Raw genomic sequence first — 21,156 nt, 5'->3', positions numbered from 1 at the left:
ATGAAATTTCTAAAAAACGACCAAGTTGCTGTATTTGCTCTCGGTGGGCTTGGTGAAATCGGTAAAAATACATACGCTGTTCAATTTCAAGATGAAATTATTATAATTGATGCTGGAATTAAATTTCCAGAGGACGAACTTCTCGGGATCGATTATGTAATACCAGACTACACTTATTTTGTGCGAAACGAAGATAAAATTAAAGGGTTATTCATTACACATGGTCACGAAGATCATATCGGCGGAATCCCTTACCTATTACGTCAAGTGAACATTCCGATTTACGGCGGAAAATTAGCAATTGCACTCATCAAAAACAAATTAGAAGAACACGGCTTACTTCGTAAAGCAAAACTTTACGAGATTCAAGAAGATGACGTTATTAAATTCAAAAAAACGTCTGTATCCTTCTTCCGTACAACTCACAGTATTCCAGATTCGTACGGCGTTGTTGTGAAAACACCTCAAGGTCAAGTTGTTCATACAGGTGACTTCAAATTTGACTTCACACCAGTTGGTGAACCAGCTGATTTAACAAAAATGGCTGAAATCGGTAAAGATGGCGTACTATGTCTATTATCTGATAGTACGAACAGTGAAGTTCCAAACTTTACTATGTCTGAGCGTCGCGTTGGTGATAGCATTCAAGACATTTTCCGTAAAGTAGAAGGACGGATTATATTCGCAACCTTTGCATCAAATATCCACCGCTTACAACAAGTTGTTGAAGCTGCTGTTGAAAACAACCGTAAAGTAGCTGTGTTTGGTCGAAGTATGGAAGCAGCGATTGAAATTGGACAAAACCTTGGTTATATTCGTTGCCCGAAAGATACATTCATAGATGCATCTCAACTAAACCGCTTACCAGCTAATAAAGTTGTTATTTTATGTACAGGTAGTCAAGGTGAACCGATGGCAGCACTTTCACGTATTGCAAATGGTACACACCGCCAAATTCAAATTATTCCTGGAGATACAGTTGTTTTCTCTTCTTCACCAATTCCAGGAAATACAATTAGCGTAAGTCGTACAATTAACATGTTGTACCGCGCTGGCGCTGATGTAATTCACGGGAAACTTTCAAATATCCATACAAGTGGACACGGTGGACAAGAAGAACAAAAGTTAATGTTACGTCTAATTAAACCGAAGTACTTCATGCCAATTCATGGTGAATATCGTATGCAGCGTATGCACATGAACATAGCAAATGATTGTGGCATCCCTGAAGAAAATTGCTTCATTATGGATAATGGCGATGTTCTTGCTTTACGTTCGGATGAAGCTAGCGTAGCTGGAAAAATCCCATCTGGTTCGGTCTACATTGATGGAAACGGTATTGGAGATATTGGCAATATCGTATTACGCGATCGTCGTATCCTTTCTGAAGAAGGACTTGTAATTGTAGTTGTAAGCATTGATATGAAAGAATTTAAAGTTGCAGCAGGACCTGATATCATCTCACGCGGTTTCGTTTACATGCGTGAAAGCAGCGATTTAATCAATGATGCACAAACATTAATTACAACTCATTTAGAAAAAGTAATGGAGCGTAAAACAACACAATGGTCTGAAATTAAAAATGAAATTACAGACACATTAGCCCCATTCCTATATGAGAAAACGAAACGTCGTCCAATGATTTTACCAATCATTATGGAAATATAAGAAAAAGGACAATGCCATGAAGGCATTGTCCTTTTCTTTTCTCTTATCTTAAAAAGTGTTTAAATCGATCCACTTCATCGTCATGACCAATGACAATTAATATATCTCCTGCTTGAATATTCTCCGTAGCTCGAGGGGATACGATAACTTCTTTGCCTCGTTTAATTGCTACAATATTCAATCCAAACTTCGCACGAATATCTAATTCAATTAAAGAGTGCCCATCAATTTTTTTATTCGCAATAATCTCTACAATACTATGCTCATCTGAAAGCTCAAGGTAGTCTAGCACATTGCTTGATGCAATATTATTAGCAATCCTTTTTCCCATATCACGTTCTGGATGCACAATATGATCTGCACCTATTTTACTTAACACTTTTTCATGATAATCATTTTGAGCTTTTACAGTAATATTTTTTACACCCAACTCTTTCAAAATCAAAGTCGTTAAAATACTTGAATTTAAATTATCTCCAATAGCAACGACTACGTGATCAAAATTTCGAATACCAAGGCTTTTTAATACCATCTCATCTGTTGAATCTGCAATTACAGCATGCGAAGCTATATTTGCAAATTCATTAATTTTATCCTCATCTGAATCGATTGCCATTACTTCCATACCTAATTGAGCTAGTTCTCGGCAAATACTTCCACCAAAGCGACCAAGTCCAATGACAGCAAATTCTTTTTCTTTCTCACCCACAAGAATTCCTCCAATAACTTCAAGTACTATTTATTTTCAGTGTAACACACTTTATATGCGTCACAAAAACTATGATTAGCTCTTATTTTTGTTTTTGTATATAAAAATATTGTTGCAAGTAAAAAGCGATACCAACAAGTAGCATAGCAAATACAAATATATTTCCAAAAGAACTAAATGTTTCAAAAACGAATAATAATGTTTCTTGACCAAAAAAGGCAAATAGAAGCTGTGTGAATGCAAATAACAACGCCCATATGTAATGATGTTGATGGAATAAATAATGCGTTGCACCTAAAAAAGCAATAAACGAAAAGATAAAGATCCACCAATTTTCTAAAAATAGTTGCCAATTAGAAAATTGATATCCATTTACTAATATCGCAATAAGCGCGATAACTGCCATCGTCGGCACACTCCAAAATAATGCCCGTCCTCTAAAGAAACGAGTGCCTTTAACATCTCCTTTTTCATGTGCAATATATGTTAGTACTACTGTGCTTATATACAAAACAGAAAGAATTGTTAAAACGATAATAAGCCAAAAATGTAATTGATAATATTCATGCTCTATATTTGTCACGATTGCAGCTAACATGCACGGAATTAACATTCCCGTCCAACCATCTACTTTTCTTTCATCCCAAAAGACCGTATTACCAATCCTTATTCCTAACAACATAAAAATAATGATACCCAATACAAATAACGTAGTTTTATTCCCTACTAAACTCGTTGAGAAAGCAATTAATCCAATAAATAAAAAGAGCACAAACCCATTCATAATTTCTAGTACAGGTGATAAATATCTCTTCACCCATTTGTATGTTTCGTCATATTCATTATTATCTACTAGACGATAGGCATAAAAACTTATCCCAAAATAAACCGCCGCAATAATAACATACGCATATAAGACGAAACATAAAATCGCACTGCTAATTTGCACGTAATTCCCCACCCTTTTTTCTATGTTTCACATTGATTTTACACACTTTTCATACTAAAAGTAAACATATATAAGTTAGTCAAATAATTAATAATGAGCAGTGGCTAAACCCCCTGCTCATTATTAAAACAGTACAATTAACTTTAATTCTTCCATTTGTATGTAAATGTCTAAAATCAATCTATACGAGCGTTACTTACACCTCAGAACAAAAAGTTTTTTGGAACCTTCAAGAGAGCGGAAGTTTTATTTTCTATTCCCTTTCCACTTTACATATTGGCTTAAAAATGTGATTGCCTTTTCAATCACTTCTTCGTCTGGTTTTAATTTTGCATGATGTAAACCATATTCTGAATTTACTCCAAGCCAAAACATAAATCCAGGGATTTCTCGAAGCATATAACCAAAATCTTCACCCGTCATTGCCTCAGTACATGTAATAACATTCATATCAGTTTGTTTATGTACAAATTCCATAAACTCTCTCGTTAACTCTTCATGGTTATATACTTGATGATACATTGCTCCGTAATCCATAATCGCCTCACACTGGAAAGAAGCTTCGATACCTGCAACAATTGACTCAATTCTGCTTTTCACACGCTTCATTGATTCCACTGATAATGTTCGAATCGTTCCTTCTAAACGAGATTTTTCTGCAATAATATTTTGAACCGTACCACCTGTAATTTTCCCGATTGTAATTACTGCACTATCAAGAGGATTTACATTGCGACTAATAACGGATTGAAGCTGTGTAACAAGGTGGCTCGCTGCAACAATCATGTCATTTGCAGTATGCGGATAGGCAGCATGGCCACCTTTCCCTTTTAAATCAATATATAATTCTGAAGTATTGGCAAATAACAGTCCTTCTTTCGTTGCAATTGTCCCCACAGCGTATTCTGGTGCAATATGAAGACCAAGAATTATATTTGGTTTCCATTCTTTTAACTCTTCACTTTCTAACATAGGAAGAGCACCGCCTGGTCCTTCTTCTGCTGGCTGGAATAGAAATACAAGGTCATCATCTATTCTTTCGCTCACAGCTTTCGTTAGAAGGCCTAAACCGATTGTTGTATGTACATCATGGCCACATGCATGCATCATTCCTTCATGAATAGAAGCAAACTCGTATCCAGTTTCCTCTGTAATTGGTAAACCGTCTATATCTGCACGATAACCTATTATTTTTTCGGGATTTTTTCCATTTACTTTAACGATTACACCCGTTTTCCATGTCTTCACTTCCACAAATTCATGAGAAAGTGTTCCTATATAATCTAAAATATACTGTTGTGTTTTCCATTCCTTAAATCCGATTTCTGGAATTCTATGTAAATCTCTACGAATTTGGATAAATTTGCTTACTGTCATTTTTGCACCTCTATCTATAAAAAGCGTAAGAGCCCATTTACGCTCTTACGCTTTTTTTACTTTTTATTTCTCTGGGTTTAATTGACGAAGCTCTTGTTTAATTTCTGTTTTTGCTTTTGTCTTCTCATCAATTTCTTTAATTACACGTGCTGGAGTACCTGCAACAACTGTGTATGGAGGCACATCTTCTGTTACAACAGCTCCTGCTGCTACGACTGCACCTTTCCCTACTGTAACACCCTCTAAAACAACCACGTTTGCACCGATTACTACATCATCTTCAACGATAACTGGTTTTGCAGAAGGTGGCTCAATAACACCTGCAAGTACAGCACCTGCACCTACGTGACAGTTTTTACCGACTGTTGCACGTCCACCAAGTACTGCGTTCATGTCGATCATAGAACCTTCACCAATTACAGCACCAATGTTAATTGTTGCATTCATCATAATTACAGCGTTGTCACCAATTTCAACATGGTCACGAATAATAGCACCTGGCTCGATGCGAGCTTTAATACCTTTTAAATCAAGCATCGGGATTGCAGAATTACGACGATCGTTTTCTACAACGTAGTCAACGATGTGCTTATTATTCTCATCAAGAATTGTCTTAATTTCAGACCATTCTCCGAATAATACACCTGACTTTTTATTCACAAATGCTTGTACTGTTTCAGGGAATGTTACTTCTTTTAAATCCCCTTTTATGTATACCTTTACAGGAGTTTTCTTTTCACTTTTTTGAATAAACGAAATAATTTCGTTAGCGTCCATCATTTTCATTCTTGTTGCCTCCTAAATCCATTTATAATGTTACTCTACCAAACGAAAGAGCGAGTAGCAAGATAATAATCTTATTTTTCCCTTTGAATTTCTTCTATAATTTCTAAAAATGCTTGTACTTGCTTCAACTGCCTTGCCGAGTCACTTGTTAACAACCATGTTTCTCTCGTCAGTTGAACAGGTGTTTTATACATATTTTCCTGTACTTCCTTTAAAACAGTAGAAGGTAAAAGGGCATAACCTATACCATTTAAAACAAGTTGTTTACATGTTTCAATTTGGTCAACTACAATCGTTCGCTTAGGCGGATTAGAAAATAAACCATACCACCAATTTTGTATTTGTCCATAATAAGTCGAATCACTTTTAAATTGAATGAACGGCCTATTTGTTTCTTTTAACATCGAAATATCTTTTATTTCTTTATCAACTAAATACAGTTCATCTTCAAATAATTGTTGCTTCTGACCTTTATATTCTTGTGTTCCCCTCAGTATAGCAACATGAACGTCTCCTTCATAAAACTGCTTTTGCACTTCACTACTCCATCCAGTAAACAGCGATATCTTGACAGAAGGATATTTATGCACAAACTTTTTCAAAACAGGAGGGAGCCAATATTGACCAATAACTGATGCAACAGCTATTTTTAACGTTCCATGAGTTTCCGTTCTGAAAACAGCTAGCTCACTTTTTATATCTTCTTCCCTTTGCAACATTTCTTTAGCATAATTTGCAACTTTTTCCCCTTCAGGTGTAATTGTCAATCCTTTTTGTGAGCGAATAAAAAACTTCATTCCCCATTGTTTCTCCATAGATTGTAAACGTTGACTCAGCGCAGGTTGGGAAACAAATAAACGTTCCGCCGCTTTTCTCATATTTGATTCCTGAGCTAACACAACCATCATTTGAAAATCATCAATTTGCAACTTTCTCCCTCTTTCCTTAGCTTCCATACACCTTATTTCAATAAGCTTTTCATCCTTAATTTACCCGAATGCTTTCATTCAGAAAATACAATTGTCCAGCGCAAACTTTCCTTATGTTTTATGTCTTTTTAAATATAATACATACACAAGTGATATGCACGAAAAAAAAAGTGACTTCTTCGTTTCTATGAAGTCACTTTTCTTACGTTATCGATTATGTTGCCTTACTTTCTTATTCAACAATTTTAAAATAGCCCGACGTGTTAAAATCCCCTCAAAATAGCCTTCTTCATTAACAGCGCAAATAAAAGGATGATCAATTGTCATTTCTAAAGCTTTTGCAAATGAATCGTCTAATTTAAGAACAGGTATATCTTCTTTCATCACCTGCTCTACTTTCATATCATCGAGTCTTTCAAACTCAATACGTTCTAATCCTAACATACCATCTAATATCATGGCAGTACTAATCAAACCATGTAGTTTATACATTGGATCTAAGACAGGTATCGCCGAATATCCAGATTTCACAAGAACGAGTAAAGCATGTTCTAAACTATTTCCAATTTGGACATGAGCTACTTTTTCCGATGAAATCATTAAATCCTTCACAAGAATTTGTTGAAATTCGTCTTTCGGAATACTAATCATATTACATCCCCCATTTTCCCTTTTTCCTGCTTATGTTCACAACTCTATTCACATTTTATGACAGCGTTTTCATATTATTATTTTGTCCTAAATTTATTTCAATAAAAATACAATCACACAGCTATTTTAGCATACAGCACAAAAAAAAGACTACCATTCCGGTAGCGCTTAATACCCTTTATTTTTTAATCTGTAAAATAACCTTGTGATTTTTTTATATTGCATCACATCTGTCTGTTTCAAACCATTCTCAATATCTGTAAGTTCCACAGCTAAAATTTCACTTGCGTAATTTTGCTGAAATAAAATATCTAGTAGTAAACTTTCTTCTTCCTTCGTTAAAACAACTTCCCTTTGCATATACCCCTCTCCTTACACTCGCATCGTTACTCTTATTATATAAAAAATTCAACCTATTTAATAGATGTAATATTCAGTTTTTATTAAAAGATATATAGCAATCGTATACATACAAAAAAAATCATTTCGTATATCGATTTGCATAGCTAAACGCCGCATAAGCATCTGGCTTAATTTTTGCAGTTAATCCCATCGCTCGAATTTTTTCTGTCATATCTAAAATAAATTCTTTTGTTAAACCATCATTCCCAATGTCTAAATGAATTTCCATTATGAATCCAGCCCCATCTTGAGCATAAGGATGCAATAACTCCCATATTGTTTGTATATGAGTAGGCGTAAATAGACATGCGATTTCTTGACTAAACTGCGTTTCTAAATATATTTTCTTACGTAAGGTTGCCGGCTTATCTTTTACTGATCTATGGTGTAAACAGCCCCAGGCACCTTTTCCAACACGATGAATATGGATTGCTGTAATAAACCTCGTATCCTTTTGATGCGCTTGTGAGTCTGTCCCAATGGATAATCGATATAAATTTCGCGGATCCTTTTCAATGAAACTACAAATACGGTTAAAGACCATATCAAAATTTAAATGTCTCTCTGAAACATTGTAAAATTTATGTGCACCGTCCACAGAGTCACGTCCTTTCAATTAGACAGACTTTTCGTATTCTCATTGTATGGGACAAAAACTAAAATTATAACTTCCTATCCTTTATTCGTTTCAATATTTCGAATTACAAAGTGACAAACTTGGCACGTATAAATTACATTTTGATTAGATTGAGCCGTTAATACATGAATAATCTCAGCAGAACTTTGACAATTAGGACAAATCACAACTGGTAAACGTTCCATACGATAACCTCCTAGTTATATTTCTCCCGCTATTTGCAGAACCCAGCGATTGTGAGAAGTTTAGCTTCACATATTCACCCGGTTGACGGGACTCATTTTCCACATGGATAAGCAAACTTGCACGGATTAAAATTTCATTTTAATACCATTGTAGGAAAAATAAAAAACTTCTATACATTCCACTAGAAAGTAATAGAACTAAAAAAGGTACTGCCACATGGCAGTACCTTTTTTATATGTATCAAGAAATGATATCGTAAATCTCAATTGCAACCATGTCGATATTATCGAATTGATACACTTGAGGTTTTTCACCTTGTTGATACACTTCTAACTCATACATTTCACTTTTATCGAAAAATTTCACGCTACATTTGCGCTCACCGTTCACTTCAAAATAGCGTTGTGCTACTTCACCGCTTTCAGCTTGTTCTTGTAGACTAACAAGTCGAGTTAAAATTCCTTGGAGTAGAGACATGAAATCTCTCCTTTCTCTGATCTTCCTACCAATAGGTTTTACAGCTATACTCATTCTATCCGTCATAACAGAAAAAATGTTCCACACTCTAGGATAAAGGTTATTGGCCAGAAACTCAACTAAAAATTTGTCGAAATGCGAAGGAAAAAACAGAAAGAACATATTTCCCCTTCTTTATTGCGGTTTTTATACTGGAAGAATATAATAAAAAACAGAAAAAAGGAGGAATAACAATGAAAAAAATTGAGGTTTATACACAACCCGATTGTCCGCCCTGTGTTATTGTGAAAGAATTTTTGAAGCATAATAACGTTGCATATGAAGAATTTGACGTAAAAAAAGACGCTGCTGCTCGCAATCGTCTTTTATACGACTATGATTCTTATTCAACTCCAACAGTCGTAATTGATGGCGAAGTAGTTGCAGGGTTTCAAATTGAAAAGTTACAACAACTACTCAATATAGAATAGGAATAGGTAAATACCTATTCCTATTCTTATCCCGCTATTTGTGGGTAGTAAAACTCCTACCCCAAATTTAGCTACAGCAAAGAAGTTAGATGGAAGAGTAATCCCTCCCACTGATTAAAAGTTTCACTTTATAATTGTTGCAACCTTTTTATTTCAGTTAAAAGTTCCTGACTTTCATGATATCCTGCTAGCTTCCATTTATCTTGATCCCTTTTCAATGTTACAATTTGATACTGTCCACTTTTTGTCCGCTCATATACATATAAATTTTTATGTTCTTCATCATACGACATTTTCGTTTCTGAATTAAAAGAAAACGGTGCTTCTTTTGCCGGAAGTAAATATTCACCACTTTGTTTATCACTTCTGCTATTTTCATCTGTAAATACTTGAAGGAAATTATCTGTAAAATACGGTGATAACGTCTCTATCATCTTATTCATCGGCAAATGCTTCCCACGAATTGAAAACTGGGTTTCATAGCCTTTTTGTATCGTTGTAAATACTTCTTTCCGATCGACTTCCACTTCCTCTTTTCCTAAAACAGTCGTAACACTATAACCAACTAGAAAGGCAACACATACAAATAGAACAAGCCATATTCCATATTTCCTCATTTTTTCACCTTCCTTTTAAAAGAACTTGTCTTTGTAGTATTCATTGTAACAATGATTATGCAAAGACAGGACAGATTTCGTTCGTAAAATCTTTACAACGATAGACAGCATTTTCATCACCATTTTCACTATTACCAATTTATGATAAAAACAAACAAAAAATGCACGAATCTCTTCGTGCATTAAAATAAAACATCTTCTTCATATAAATATTCATAAGATAAATCTATAAATAAAAAGTTGTCATCATCAATCGGGAAAGAAAATGTTCGTACCATTTCTCCCGTTTCAATATCTGCATATAAATCTGAAAGCCTCGCCTTATTCTCAAAACGCATTTTCATGATATTCTCGAGAAAATACGGGCGCCAACTCCAGTTCTTCATATAATAATCCGGCATCACAATCCATTCTCCATCTTTTTTCATAACATTTCCTGATTGTTGGAAACCATCTTCATTACAAATAAATATACGAAAACTACACTGTGATACACTTTGACTAAATTGTAATAACCAATCATTTATATCTTCATTCTTTTTTTGTTTTGATAAAACATCGCCAATGCGATCGCGTAACATCTCTGTTAAATTATAAATTTTTTGTAACTTCTTCTTTTCATGCTGAATAAACTGATGACATTCATTACCTAGTCGCTCTTTCAAAACATTCGTTTCAATAAAATCAGGTAAACATTCTTTCAAATAATTACCTTGATAATATCTTCCGCCGTTCTTCCAAGCATATTGCAGTTGATAAAAAGCATCTATTTCTTCATATAACAAAGTTGCACCAATTCTTCTAGCAAGTAATGATAAAGAATATAAAATATCTTGATAAGATTGTAAAAGTGCTGTTTGCCTTAAGTTCGTTAAATCTACTTTTAAAATATCAGGTGCTAACACGCTAATACGCTCTAAATTACTTGTGCCCGTTCCGACTTTATTAATCGAAATTTGAATACCATATGTACGATAATACATAAGCAAATGATTAAATTGCTCTATATCTTCTTTACATTCATGCTCTGTAATCTCTAAAACAATTTGTTTTAAATTTAAACCTTGTTCTTCATACCTCAATAAAAGTTGAAGCAAGCTTTCATCATCATCATTCATTAATACATTAGCATTCCGATGTATAAATAATAATAATTTTTGATCGCTTTCTAAATAACGATTTAAAGCTTTTTCTACTATAATATTATCCGCTTCCAGTTGAAATTCACTTGGAATCGAATCATCGTGAAAGAAAGAAGCTAAACTTTGTATGCCCTCTTCTGTTTGAATACGTCCTACTACTTCGTATCCAATTACAGTATGCTCATCAGCACTAAAAATAGCTTGATAATAAGGAAGGACTTTATCCAAGTTACTCATTACATCTAATGCATCTATCAACGTGCTTCCCTCCCTTTACTTTTCAAAAATTATAACATGATATTTACGGAAAAATAATAAAAAATCCCTTCAGTTTTCCTGAAGGGATTAGAGGGGTAAAATGCTAAGGGGAATTAGCAATTCTACTATGAAGAAAAAAGAGGTCTTAAATATAACGTATATATGACCTCTTGTAAACACTTTTCTTTCATATGTCACAATTCCGTCACATTTAGCCATAAAAAAATGAATCAAATATTCATTTTTTTATCCCTTTTAAAATGGATATTGATGTAAATGTTGTCCTCCATCCATTGTCATGCAAGTTCCATTTATGTACGCAGCTTCATCTGAACATAAATAATAAGCTAGACCAGCGATTTCTTCTGGCGTACCCAGCCTTCCAAGCGGAACACTTTGTATCGTACGTTTAGCCATTTCTTCTGAAATCCATAATTTATCAGCACCGCCCGTACGTTCAATTGGTCCTGGCGCGATAGCGTTAACTCGTATTCCATATTTACGTCCCCACTCAACAGCGAGCGTCTTCGTCATCGCTAATACTCCTGCCTTCGCTGCAGCCGAATGAATAACTCCTGGACCAGCATCCCATGCATATGTTGCTACCATGTTAATGATATTCCCTTTTATACCTTTTTCAATCCAATATTTTCCGACAGCATGACTACAGTAAAACGTACCGTTTAATACAATATTAATGACTGAATTCCAGCCATTCACAGATAAATCTTCTGCTGGACAAATAAAGTTTCCAGCTGCATTATTTATTAAAACATCAATTCTACCAAACTTCTCATCAATCTGTTCAATCATTTTCTGAATGTCATCCGTATTTCTTACATCCATTTGTACAGGTAATACTTGCCCTGGAAATTGTTCAATTTCCAACTTTGTTTCCTCTAGTTTTTCCTTTGTACGTCCTGTAATAACAACTCGTGCCCCTTCTTTTGCAAAACGAGTCGCCATTCCTTTTCCCATTCCACTCGATCCACCTGTTATAATAACTACCTTTTCTTTCACATACATCCCCTCCAAAAAATGAATACACATTCATTTTATCACTTTATTTAATAGAAATCTTTATATTTTTAAACTTTTCTGATATTTTAGCGTAAAGAACTTTCTTTTTATTCATTTTTTTTCGTAATCTATACTACTTTTTATTATGTAAAGTATATTTTAAATAAACTGAAAGGAGATTTGAGTAGCCTATAAATGGAATGAAAACATTGAGGTATACTCATATTTTTATGAAGCACATTACAAGAAGAAATTTTTTAAAAATTGGTATGCGTACTTGTCTCTATTCATTTATAACCAGTAGCATCGGATACTACTATGCTAAATATATAGAGCCCCATTTCATTTCTTTTACACAGCACACATTAAAATCACAACTCATCCCAAAAAGTTTTCATGGTATGAAAATTCTTCAATTCAGCGATTTACATCTCGGATACTATTTCTCGCTTCAACATTTATCTAAAGTTGTTTCTAAAATTAATGCTGTAAATCCAGATATTGTCCTTTTTACCGGAGATCTCATTGATAATTATCAAACGTATACTGACACTCCTTTCGTTGCATCCATTTTAAAAAATATACAAGCCCCCTTTGGTAAATTCGCTATTTATGGTAACCATGATCACGGTGGATATGGAACTGAATACTATGAGCACATCATGCGTGAATCAGGATTTGAGCTATTGCTCAATAGTGAAAAAAGAATTCGTTTAATGGATAATAGTGAAATTTCTATTTTCGGTCTCGATGATATACTATTAGGCAAACCAAAAATAGAGAAAACATTAGAGCATGCACGGCAAAGTACTTATAACATTGTTCTTGTTCACGAACCAGATATCGCGCCCAAAGTTTCTAAATATCCAATCAACTTGCAACTTTCTGGTCATAGTCACGGCGGACAAGTACAAATTCCTTTTTTAGGAGCTATTATTACACCTTCACTCGCCAAAGACTATATTGAAGGCTTCTATACAATTCAGGATTTAACTCTCTATGTCAATCGAGGCCTGGGAAGAACACGTGTCCCATTTCGCTTTATGTCAAAACCTGAAATCACAATTTTCACACTCCAACATTCGTAATAATTCGCCTATTTTCTTACATATCCTTTCTTGTACGCGCTCATCCACGTTTTGTTTACCATATGATAAAAGTGAGTCCAATAAAGGAGGTATGTTCATGTATCCATATTATCAACCAATTCCAGTCCGTTCAGCACCTATTGGTCCAGTAGGCGACTCACGCTTCTTCCCGTTTTTTGGCGTTCCCTTTCTAGCTGGAATTGCTGGTGGATTGCTCGGCGGAGCATTAGCTTTCGGCCCTCGACCATTTTATCCACCTTATCCACCACCTTTCCCGCCGCCAGCACCTTATCCTTGTTACGGTGGACCATGTCAGCAACCATACTATTACTAAGTTAAAATAACGATTCTTTCAAATATTATTCTCTCAACGAGTCATCTCATTACACGCTTATAATAAAACTATTGTTTCTACTCATCCTTCCATTTTTGGAGCATATGAGTAGAAAAAAGTAAAAACCTCTTATTGACATAAGAGGTTTTTACTTTTTTCATTATTCAGCGTCTGTATTTTGATATGCCATCTTAAACAACTTCACTTGGCTATCAATTTCTTCTGTACTACTATTAATAACATAATAGTAATCACCATCTTTATTTTGTTCACGTGTTTTCACATTATCAGCTAATGTAAGCTGTAAAATCGCCTTAATTCGTGCCTTCATTTCAATATCTAATATCGGGAAAGATATTTCCACTCGCTTCTCCATATTTCGCGTCATCAAATCAGCTGAAGATAAATATATTTTCTCCTCCCCATTATGATGGAAATAATAAATACGGCTATGCTCTAAGTATCTTCCAACAACACTAACTACACGAATATTTTCACTTACATTTGGAATGCCAGGTCTTAAACAACATGTCCCTCGAACAATGAGCTCTACCTTTACTCCAGCTTGTGATGCTTCGTACATTTTTTTAATTAATGGTTTATCTGTTAATGAATTCATCTTAGCGATAATATATCCATTTCCATATTGCCTATGATAACGGATTTCTTCATCTATTAAATCTATAAATTGCTCTCTTATATCAAATGGAGCAACCGATAAATGATGAAAATGTGGCTTTGTTGTATAACCACTTAAATAATTAAAGAAATTGGTTGCATCAACCCCAAAGTCTTTTCTTGATGTAATATATCCAAAATCAGTATATAACTTCGCTGTTGCATCATTATAGTTTCCAGTTCCGAGATGTACGAATCTTTCGATTTTTCCGTTTTTTCTTCTTACAACTAATGTAATTTTACTATGTGTTTTCAAGTGACTTACACCGTAAATAACATGACAGCCTGCCTGTTCCAATTCTTTAGCCCAATGAACATTGTTTTCTTCATCAAATCTTGCCTTTAATTCAACTAATACTGTCACTTGTTTTCCCTTTTCAGCCGCTATCTTTAACGCCTGAATAATCGGTGAATCACCACTTACACGATATAACGTTTGTTTAATCGCAAGTACATTCGGATCGTCCGCCGCATCACGGACAAAATCAACTACCGGCTGAAATGATTCAAAAGGATGATGTAATAAAATATCATGCTCAATTGCTTTTTCAAATACATCTTCTTCATCACCTAAATCTTGAGGTGGTTGCGGAATAAGAGCCGGATATACAAGATGTTCATATAAAGGAGCTAGTTTTTTATATAAAGAAAACAAACATGTTAAATCTAATGGACCATCCATTATATATACATCTTCATCTTTTACTTCCAGAACCTCATATAATAACGCTAGTACTCTTTCATCAATGTGTTCTTTCCCAACTTCTAAACGAACAGCAGCCCCCCACTTACGCTTTTTTAATTCTTTTTCAATTACCTTTAATAAATCTCTCGCACCTTCTTCATGAATCGTTAAATCTGCATTGCGTGTAATACGGAAACGAGTAACAGATGATACTGTATATCCCGTAAATAATTTATGAGTAAAGCTACTAATTACGTCTTCTAATAAAATAAATTTATGCTTTTGCCCTTCGCTCGGTAAAATTATGAAGCGCTCAAGTAATGAAGGAACTTGCACAATTCCTAACTTCGTCCTGTTTTCCTCTTCCGCTTGCTTCTCATCATATAAAAGAGTAGCCAAATTCAAACTTTTGTTTAATAACATTGGAAATGGGCGATATGCATCAATAGCTACAGGAGTTAACACCGGAAAAATTTGCTCATCAAAATACTCTTCTATAAATTCTCGCTGCTCTTTCGTCAAATCATTGAATGTTAAACGTTCAATTCCCTCTAACTCAAGCGCTGGTAATACATAATTTTTAAATGTATCATATTGTACTGTCATTAGTGCATGGGCTTTCATCGCAATTTTATTTAATTGCTTTTTTGGTGTTAAGCCAGCTTTATTTTCTGGCTGATTAAATCCAGCACTCACTTGATCCTTTAATCCCGCTACACGTACCATAAAAAATTCATCTAAATTCGAACTAAAAATACTAATAAATTTCAATCTTTCCAAAAGTGGATTATTTGCATCTTGCGCTTCTTGTAAGACACGTTCATTAAATGCTAACCAACTTAACTCTCGATTATTGTAATAAGCTGTATCATTTAAATTTACTGCATTCCCCTTCAATAATTCCATTCTCTTCACACTTCCCCTTGAAACTTTTTTACTATAATTTAGTTACTTTTATTTTAGCAAATTACAATATTATAAAGTGTAAATTTTTCGTAAAGACATCCGTACAACCTAATGTTTTAGTTCAAATAACAAGTTAATATTCGTTTTTAATACTCTTTCTAACTGTTTTTTTTGTTTTTCAGCCTGCACTTTTTCCGCTAATGCCGATTTTTCACATAAAGCTTTAAATGTTAATCCTTCTTCGTTTTCTGTTATAGATATGGTATCAATAAGCGATCGTTGCCTTACATTTAAAGTAGCTGAAAATTGTAAAACAGCTCCTAACAGGCGTATTTTTTTTTGCTCGCTTTTATCAAACCAACCTTCAAATGGAGATAAATGTTGTTTAAATAACATTTTTGATTTATACGATGCAATAAGCGCTAGCCTTACTCGATCTTTATGCATCATGCCATCAATTGTCTTATTCGCTAATAAATAAAACGTATGTAAACGGCTTGCTTCTTCGTCTATATATTTGCCTATATTAAATACTTTCGCTGCTTGATGGAACACTTCCCAGTCTTTTACTGACATAGAAATAAGCCCTATTTCCTCAAGTTGTTTGCAAATTAGTCTTCCATATTTAATAAGCTGAATAACAAATTCCATGTCCATTTCGTATTCATGTGATAGTAAATGCAGACTTTCTTCAACTACGTTCGGATAATATGAAATCCCCAAATCTTTTGTCAACTCTTCATAGAAAACACCTTCTCTTAACCCTTTTCTACTTAATACAAATGCCGGTGCCTCTATAACATTAACAAGTGTATGAAATACTTCAACCGCTGGAATAATCGTATCTGCTCGATCTTTTGCCAATCCTTCCAATTTCTGAAGTTCTATGAACGACAATTTTTCCAATTCATCTTTTACACTTTCAATATCTTCTTCTTTCATCTTGTATAAATGTAATCCTGCTATAGGATAACATATTAAATTTTGATGGATTTTCACTAAGTTCCTAGCACTACCACCAATTGCAATAAGAGGTAATTTCTTATTGATTAACCATGGTAACGTTCGAAATTGAAACTCTAAATACTGTTGCATTCCCTCTAACTCATCTTTAGTAGGAATATCCCCTTTAATAAATTGTTGCTTTAAAGAAAGTGCCCCGAATGGAAAACTATGGTAATATAAAATTTCTCTATTTCTAAAGTATGTAACTTCCGTACTTCCCCCGCCGATATCTACCGTTATTCCTTCTGAAAACGATGTAGAATTCATAACCGCCAAGTATCCGTAACGCGCTTCCTCATACTCTGATAATACTCTAAGAGTAAAGTCCGTTTGTCCTTCGACAAGCTTTTTAATTTCCTCTTGATTCTCCGACTGTCTAATTGTTGCTGTTGCAACACAAAGTACATGATGCAACTGATGGAATCTTGTACTTTCTTGAAATTGAAATAATGTCTGTAATAATACTTCTATTCCCTCTTCATTCAACACACCATCAATTAAGTAATTCCTTAACCTAGCAACAACTTTCGTATTTTCAATCTCTTTATAAAAACCTCCATTTTGCTTTTCATAAATAACTAAACGCATTGTATTAGATCCAATATCTATAATGGCATACTGTTGTTTTAATATTTCTTTCAAACTTCTCACTCTTTCATTATCAAATTTCAAAAACATATTCTATTACTATTATACAAAATAGTTGTTTTTTGTAACAATATTGCTTTAATATTGAAAATATATACAATCACTTTTTGCGTATAATAAATACCTATTTTATTTATGGTATAATAATGAAAAATTGAAAGGAGATTCAATATGAAACCTTCACAACCACAATCTCAATTACAAAACCAACATTCTATTAATCGACTAGCTCAATCTATTTTCGTTGTGAATCGTCATGCTAAAGCAGCTACTAATCCTAAATATTTATACTGGTTAAAAAAGACAGCTTTAGAACGTTTGATTGCTGAAAAAAAAGCAATTAAAGAAGGATTACATTTTTCTAGAAACCCACGTTTTAGCCAACAACAATCTGATGTCCTTATACGTTTAGGCGATTATTTTTTCCACATCCCTCCTACGAAAGAAGATTTTCGAATTCTACCGCATCTTGGTCATCTTGAATCCTCCTATCGAAATCCGAAAACAACCTTATCTTTAACAGTGGCAAAAAAAACAATTCAAGATTATATTGGTCCTGAAGCATTAAAACAAGAAAAAAAATTAAGTGAACCTGTTCCATGGTATAGTCGTACTTATACAAAAAAATAAAACAGTTTGGCCAAGTGTAGGCCAAACTGTTTTATTTTTTCTCTTCTTTAATTTTAATATTTGCTTGTTTATAAAAAGCTACTTTTTCTGTATTATAAGACTTTGTGAATTCATTAAATTTATCTTTTTCTGACTCAATATCCTTATAAGATTGATTTACTACTTTTACTTTTTCACTAATATCTTTTAATTTAGTACCTTTATCTTGTAACATTGTATATAACTCTTTTTCTTGTTTTAAAGATTTGTCATAGCTGTCATACATTTTATTAAATGAATCGTGTCGTTTCTCATACGTGCTTTTCACTTTATCAGCTTGATCTTTCAATTTCTTATCTTCAATTTTCTTCACATACTTATCAGCTGACTTCACTTCTTCTTGCGCTTTATTTAAAACTTCTTTTTCTTTTGCAAGCACTTTTTCTCGTTCAGTTGTATTTTTCACTGCTTGATTCAGTTTTTCTTTAACAGTTTGATTATTATCTTTTCCTTCTTGAACAATCTGGTTATATAATTCTTGTCCTTCTTTCTCTAAAGTCTCAAGTTTTTTTGCATCTTCAAACATTGTTTTTTCTTGTTTGGCAGCGTTTTCAAACGCTACATATAATTCTTCTTCTGGTTTCGGACCGAAACAACCGGCTAATAAAATCATTGATAATGCAGTTACAATTGCTAATTTACTATATTTCAACATCTCTTCCTCCTACTTATAAACGACCATCGTGTAATATAAAAAAGTTATAAAATATGTAATTGTTCTATACACTCGCATCTTTTTTACGAAGATCATTAATATTGTTTGTACAAATTATTACTTGATATTACATTATTCTTTTTGAATTATTTAGCAATTCCATATCCATCTTTAAGTATACTACTTCGTGTTTTTTAAGGCCTGTTCACACTATGTATTACTTTAATGTCCACGGAATTTCACCTCAGTCTTAATAAAACTATAATAGTTCACCTGATAAAAGGTGATCGCTCCGCTCTCACGTCTATCATTCCCTTTCCAGCTTTCTATCAATTAATCTCTTTGTTCATTTTACACAGTACAATCGATATCTCGCAACAACTTACAAATATTCTTTTCATTTCCTAAAAAGGAAAAGTGTAGAGCTTGCTTTCCTCTACACTTTTAAAATAAAACACACTGTGCAAATTGCATTGACACTACCATCATAATTATATGCTTATTTCATATATTTTTAAAGACTTTTATTACAAACGCGGCGTTTTTTTGTAATAAAAGTCAAAAAAATGTTACAAATAAAACATCTTCCTATCATATATCTTCAAATCAAAGCTTCACTCATTTTCTTGCAAATTTCTATACTGGTACAATTGATTTTGCGACTTTCTCAACAGTTCTTCAAACGTTTTTCCTTCTACTGGATAGCTAGCTGCTCCAAATAAAAGAGTGACACTGAGTAAATCACCTTCTATTTCACTTTCAATATTTTTCATTAATCGTTTTGTTATTGTTGATGTTTCATGACCATTATCAATTGCTACAATAACGTACTTATTTTCATCCCACTTTGTAACAACATCGCCCTTCCGAATTGTCTTTACAATGGTACTCTCTAATTTTTGTACTAACACTCCCAACTTTTTTTCTTGCAACGTGTCTTTTAATCCTTCCCATTCTTTTACAGAAAGAATGTACACTGTAATATTACGAGAATCTCTTTCAGATAAAGCAGCTACTTTCCCAAAAAAATCAACAACAAAATCATTGCTTGCCATTCCTCCTACTTCCATACCCATACGCTCGTTCGCTCTTTTATCGTACCAATGTCCAAAATAATAACTTAATATCATTTGCAATATATAAATAATAAAGACGGTATAAAATGATCGTGAATCCAGTTTTGCAATTACATCCTGAAGTGCAATCCATTCTGTAACTGCCACAGTATTGCCAAGCAATAATCCACTAATTTTCCCTTTATGTTTCATACTTTTCCCCCTTTTATACCAATATATGTTTCTATATCAATAATGTTTTTCTACAAAATAAAAAATGTACATATGCAATGTACATTTCTGCTTAAGCTTGTATACCTTTTCTACTCTATTTCATATATATAATATATAACTTTTATAGAAAGGAGTAATCTATATGCTACAAAAAGAGAATCTATCAGATGCTATGCGTTTACTAGCTGGTTTTCTATTATCATTAAAATTATTATTTACCTCTTTCGGGATACACTTTATTACAAACGATCAAATCGACGCTATTGTTAATGTTGTTTCATTTTTATTTATTCTATACTTTGGCTACAAAAATAACTATGTAGGAAAAAAAGGAATGGAGCAAAAGAAAATACTCAAAAAACACAACCTTCACTAAAAAAGGAACCTTTTGTACAGGTTCCTTTTTATCATTGACGCACAACAACTTCATTTGTTTGCAGTGGGCCATATGATATCTCTTTATCTTGAAATGTATATGTAGCCTGAAAGAATGTTTGTTTAAGAGCTTTATCTTTATTAGCTTTTATTTTACAACGTAGTTCCACCTTCTCATTCGGTAACAAATCATCAATTCGCCATCTAACAAGCTGGAATAAAAACTCACTTATCCCCTTATCAACTTTTAAAGAATTAGGAATATAAGCAAAGTAATCTCGAATCATATGACTTACAACAACTCTCGAAATCATTTCTACCCCTTTATTTTCCACTTCAATTCGCATAATAAGTATGTCGTTTACATCGTAGGTCAATTCATACGAAAACTGTTCTGTATACATACTACCAATTTGTAATGTAACGGCTACTTGAGGAAATTCGTTTTCCTTTTTCGATCCGTCAATCCACAATACTGGTTGTAGCGGTATTGAATACTTTCCTGTATCCGAAATTCGTCCCCATATTTTCATAATATATATTCAC

At 33.6% G+C, this 21,156-nt stretch carries 24 protein-coding genes; 6 read left to right on the top strand and 18 right to left on the bottom strand.

The genetic code is table 11. The annotated features are described in order from the left end of the window. A complete protein-coding gene (gene rnjA, locus B9A45_RS09515) occupies window positions 1-1,668 on the top strand; it encodes a ribonuclease J1 (RefSeq protein ID WP_000670377.1) in 1,668 nt (555 codons plus the stop codon). 43 nt (window positions 1,669-1,711) lie between these two features. Here the strand turns inward: rnjA and B9A45_RS09510 are convergent, their stop codons facing one another. From B9A45_RS09510 to B9A45_RS09465, 10 genes are all read right to left on the bottom strand, one after another. Next, window positions 1,712-2,377: a potassium channel family protein gene (locus B9A45_RS09510; RefSeq protein ID WP_000504032.1), complete on the bottom strand. Its 666-nt coding sequence runs from the start codon at window positions 2,375-2,377 to the stop codon at window positions 1,712-1,714. Between the two features lie 82 nt (window positions 2,378-2,459). Further along, on the bottom strand, window positions 2,460-3,326 hold the full coding sequence (locus tag B9A45_RS09505; protein WP_001167317.1) for a cytochrome c oxidase assembly protein: 867 nt from the start codon (window positions 3,324-3,326) through the stop codon (window positions 2,460-2,462). Between the two features lie 246 nt (window positions 3,327-3,572). Further along, on the bottom strand, window positions 3,573-4,703 hold the full coding sequence (locus B9A45_RS09500; protein WP_016111232.1) for an N-acetyldiaminopimelate deacetylase: 1,131 nt from the start codon (window positions 4,701-4,703) through the stop codon (window positions 3,573-3,575). Between the two features lie 63 nt (window positions 4,704-4,766). Further along, on the bottom strand, window positions 4,767-5,489 hold the full coding sequence (gene dapD, locus B9A45_RS09495; RefSeq protein WP_000783241.1) for a 2,3,4,5-tetrahydropyridine-2,6-dicarboxylate N-acetyltransferase: 723 nt from the start codon (window positions 5,487-5,489) through the stop codon (window positions 4,767-4,769). A gap of 71 nt (window positions 5,490-5,560) precedes the next feature. Further along, window positions 5,561-6,445, bottom strand: a complete 885-nt coding sequence (locus B9A45_RS09490) for a LysR family transcriptional regulator (RefSeq protein WP_001987174.1) — start codon at window positions 6,443-6,445, stop codon at window positions 5,561-5,563. A 180-nt stretch (window positions 6,446-6,625) separates the two neighbouring features. Beyond that, the gene (gene cbpB / locus B9A45_RS09485; protein ID WP_000623579.1) at window positions 6,626-7,069 is read right to left on the bottom strand and encodes a cyclic-di-AMP-binding protein CbpB; all 444 of its coding nucleotides are present in this window, start codon (window positions 7,067-7,069) and stop codon (window positions 6,626-6,628) included. Window positions 7,070-7,237: 168 nt separating this feature from the next. Next, window positions 7,238-7,429 (bottom strand): antirepressor AbbA, encoded by a 192-nt coding sequence (abbA, locus tag B9A45_RS09480; protein ID WP_001188692.1) that lies wholly within the window; start codon window positions 7,427-7,429, stop codon window positions 7,238-7,240. A 121-nt stretch (window positions 7,430-7,550) separates the two neighbouring features. Next, window positions 7,551-8,069, bottom strand: a complete 519-nt coding sequence (locus tag B9A45_RS09475; protein ID WP_084064007.1) for a ribonuclease H-like YkuK family protein — start codon at window positions 8,067-8,069, stop codon at window positions 7,551-7,553. A 74-nt stretch (window positions 8,070-8,143) separates the two neighbouring features. After that, complete coding sequence (locus B9A45_RS32140) at window positions 8,144-8,293, bottom strand: hypothetical protein (RefSeq protein ID WP_000440540.1); 150 nt, start codon at window positions 8,291-8,293, stop codon at window positions 8,144-8,146. A gap of 241 nt (window positions 8,294-8,534) precedes the next feature. Then, window positions 8,535-8,771: a YkuJ family protein gene (locus B9A45_RS09465; RefSeq protein ID WP_000055151.1), complete on the bottom strand. Its 237-nt coding sequence runs from the start codon at window positions 8,769-8,771 to the stop codon at window positions 8,535-8,537. Between the two features lie 233 nt (window positions 8,772-9,004). Here B9A45_RS09465 and B9A45_RS09460 point away from each other — a divergent pair, with 233 nt between their 5' ends. Then, complete coding sequence (locus tag B9A45_RS09460; RefSeq protein ID WP_000717875.1) at window positions 9,005-9,241, top strand: glutaredoxin family protein; 237 nt, start codon at window positions 9,005-9,007, stop codon at window positions 9,239-9,241. Between the two features lie 128 nt (window positions 9,242-9,369). Here B9A45_RS09460 and B9A45_RS09455 read toward each other — a convergent pair whose 3' ends face one another. From B9A45_RS09455 to fadH, 3 genes are all read right to left on the bottom strand, one after another. Beyond that, complete coding sequence (locus tag B9A45_RS09455) at window positions 9,370-9,858, bottom strand: DUF3993 domain-containing protein (RefSeq protein ID WP_001233804.1); 489 nt, start codon at window positions 9,856-9,858, stop codon at window positions 9,370-9,372. 182 nt (window positions 9,859-10,040) lie between these two features. After that, the gene (locus B9A45_RS09450; RefSeq protein ID WP_000564306.1) at window positions 10,041-11,258 is read right to left on the bottom strand and encodes an EAL domain-containing protein; all 1,218 of its coding nucleotides are present in this window, start codon (window positions 11,256-11,258) and stop codon (window positions 10,041-10,043) included. 255 nt (window positions 11,259-11,513) lie between these two features. Further along, a complete protein-coding gene (fadH, locus tag B9A45_RS09445; protein ID WP_000660913.1) occupies window positions 11,514-12,278 on the bottom strand; it encodes a 2,4-dienoyl-CoA reductase in 765 nt (254 codons plus the stop codon). 230 nt (window positions 12,279-12,508) lie between these two features. Here fadH and B9A45_RS09440 point away from each other — a divergent pair, with 230 nt between their 5' ends. After that, window positions 12,509-13,366: a metallophosphoesterase gene (locus B9A45_RS09440; protein ID WP_084065586.1), complete on the top strand. Its 858-nt coding sequence runs from the start codon at window positions 12,509-12,511 to the stop codon at window positions 13,364-13,366. A 97-nt stretch (window positions 13,367-13,463) separates the two neighbouring features. Next, entirely contained in the window at window positions 13,464-13,700 is a 237-nt protein-coding gene (locus B9A45_RS09435; RefSeq protein WP_000283738.1) for a hypothetical protein, read from the top strand. A gap of 160 nt (window positions 13,701-13,860) precedes the next feature. Here B9A45_RS09435 and B9A45_RS09430 read toward each other — a convergent pair whose 3' ends face one another. Beyond that, a complete protein-coding gene (locus B9A45_RS09430) occupies window positions 13,861-15,969 on the bottom strand; it encodes a polyphosphate kinase (protein WP_000421682.1) in 2,109 nt (702 codons plus the stop codon). Between the two features lie 108 nt (window positions 15,970-16,077). Continuing rightward, window positions 16,078-17,652, bottom strand: coding sequence for a Ppx/GppA family phosphatase (locus B9A45_RS09425; protein WP_142263048.1), 1,575 nt, complete (start codon window positions 17,650-17,652; stop codon window positions 16,078-16,080). Between the two features lie 141 nt (window positions 17,653-17,793). Between B9A45_RS09425 and B9A45_RS09420 the strand changes: the two genes are divergently transcribed. Continuing rightward, a complete protein-coding gene (locus tag B9A45_RS09420) occupies window positions 17,794-18,252 on the top strand; it encodes a YkyB family protein (protein WP_000804862.1) in 459 nt (152 codons plus the stop codon). A gap of 31 nt (window positions 18,253-18,283) precedes the next feature. Here B9A45_RS09420 and B9A45_RS09415 read toward each other — a convergent pair whose 3' ends face one another. Together B9A45_RS09415 and B9A45_RS09410 are read right to left on the bottom strand one after the other, a co-directional pair. After that, on the bottom strand, window positions 18,284-18,946 hold the full coding sequence (locus tag B9A45_RS09415) for a YkyA family protein (RefSeq protein WP_000922482.1): 663 nt from the start codon (window positions 18,944-18,946) through the stop codon (window positions 18,284-18,286). A gap of 614 nt (window positions 18,947-19,560) precedes the next feature. After that, entirely contained in the window at window positions 19,561-20,214 is a 654-nt protein-coding gene (locus B9A45_RS09410; protein ID WP_000680811.1) for a diguanylate cyclase domain-containing protein, read from the bottom strand. Window positions 20,215-20,377: 163 nt separating this feature from the next. Between B9A45_RS09410 and B9A45_RS09405 the strand changes: the two genes are divergently transcribed. Beyond that, window positions 20,378-20,611 (top strand): SPP1 phage holin family protein, encoded by a 234-nt coding sequence (locus B9A45_RS09405; RefSeq protein ID WP_000939448.1) that lies wholly within the window; start codon window positions 20,378-20,380, stop codon window positions 20,609-20,611. Window positions 20,612-20,642: 31 nt separating this feature from the next. On the opposite strand, the gene B9A45_RS09400 is transcribed toward B9A45_RS09405, so the two are convergent. After that, window positions 20,643-21,143, bottom strand: coding sequence for a hypothetical protein (locus B9A45_RS09400; RefSeq protein ID WP_000708120.1), 501 nt, complete (start codon window positions 21,141-21,143; stop codon window positions 20,643-20,645). Window positions 21,144-21,156: the final 13 nt, after the last annotated feature.

It is taken from the genome of Bacillus sp. JKS001846 (assembly GCF_900176455.1).
GTDB classification, from domain to species: domain Bacteria; phylum Bacillota; class Bacilli; order Bacillales; family Bacillaceae_G; genus Bacillus_A; species Bacillus_A cereus.
Note: the sequence above shows the minus strand (reverse complement) of the source record. Positions and strands in the feature narration are given on the sequence as shown.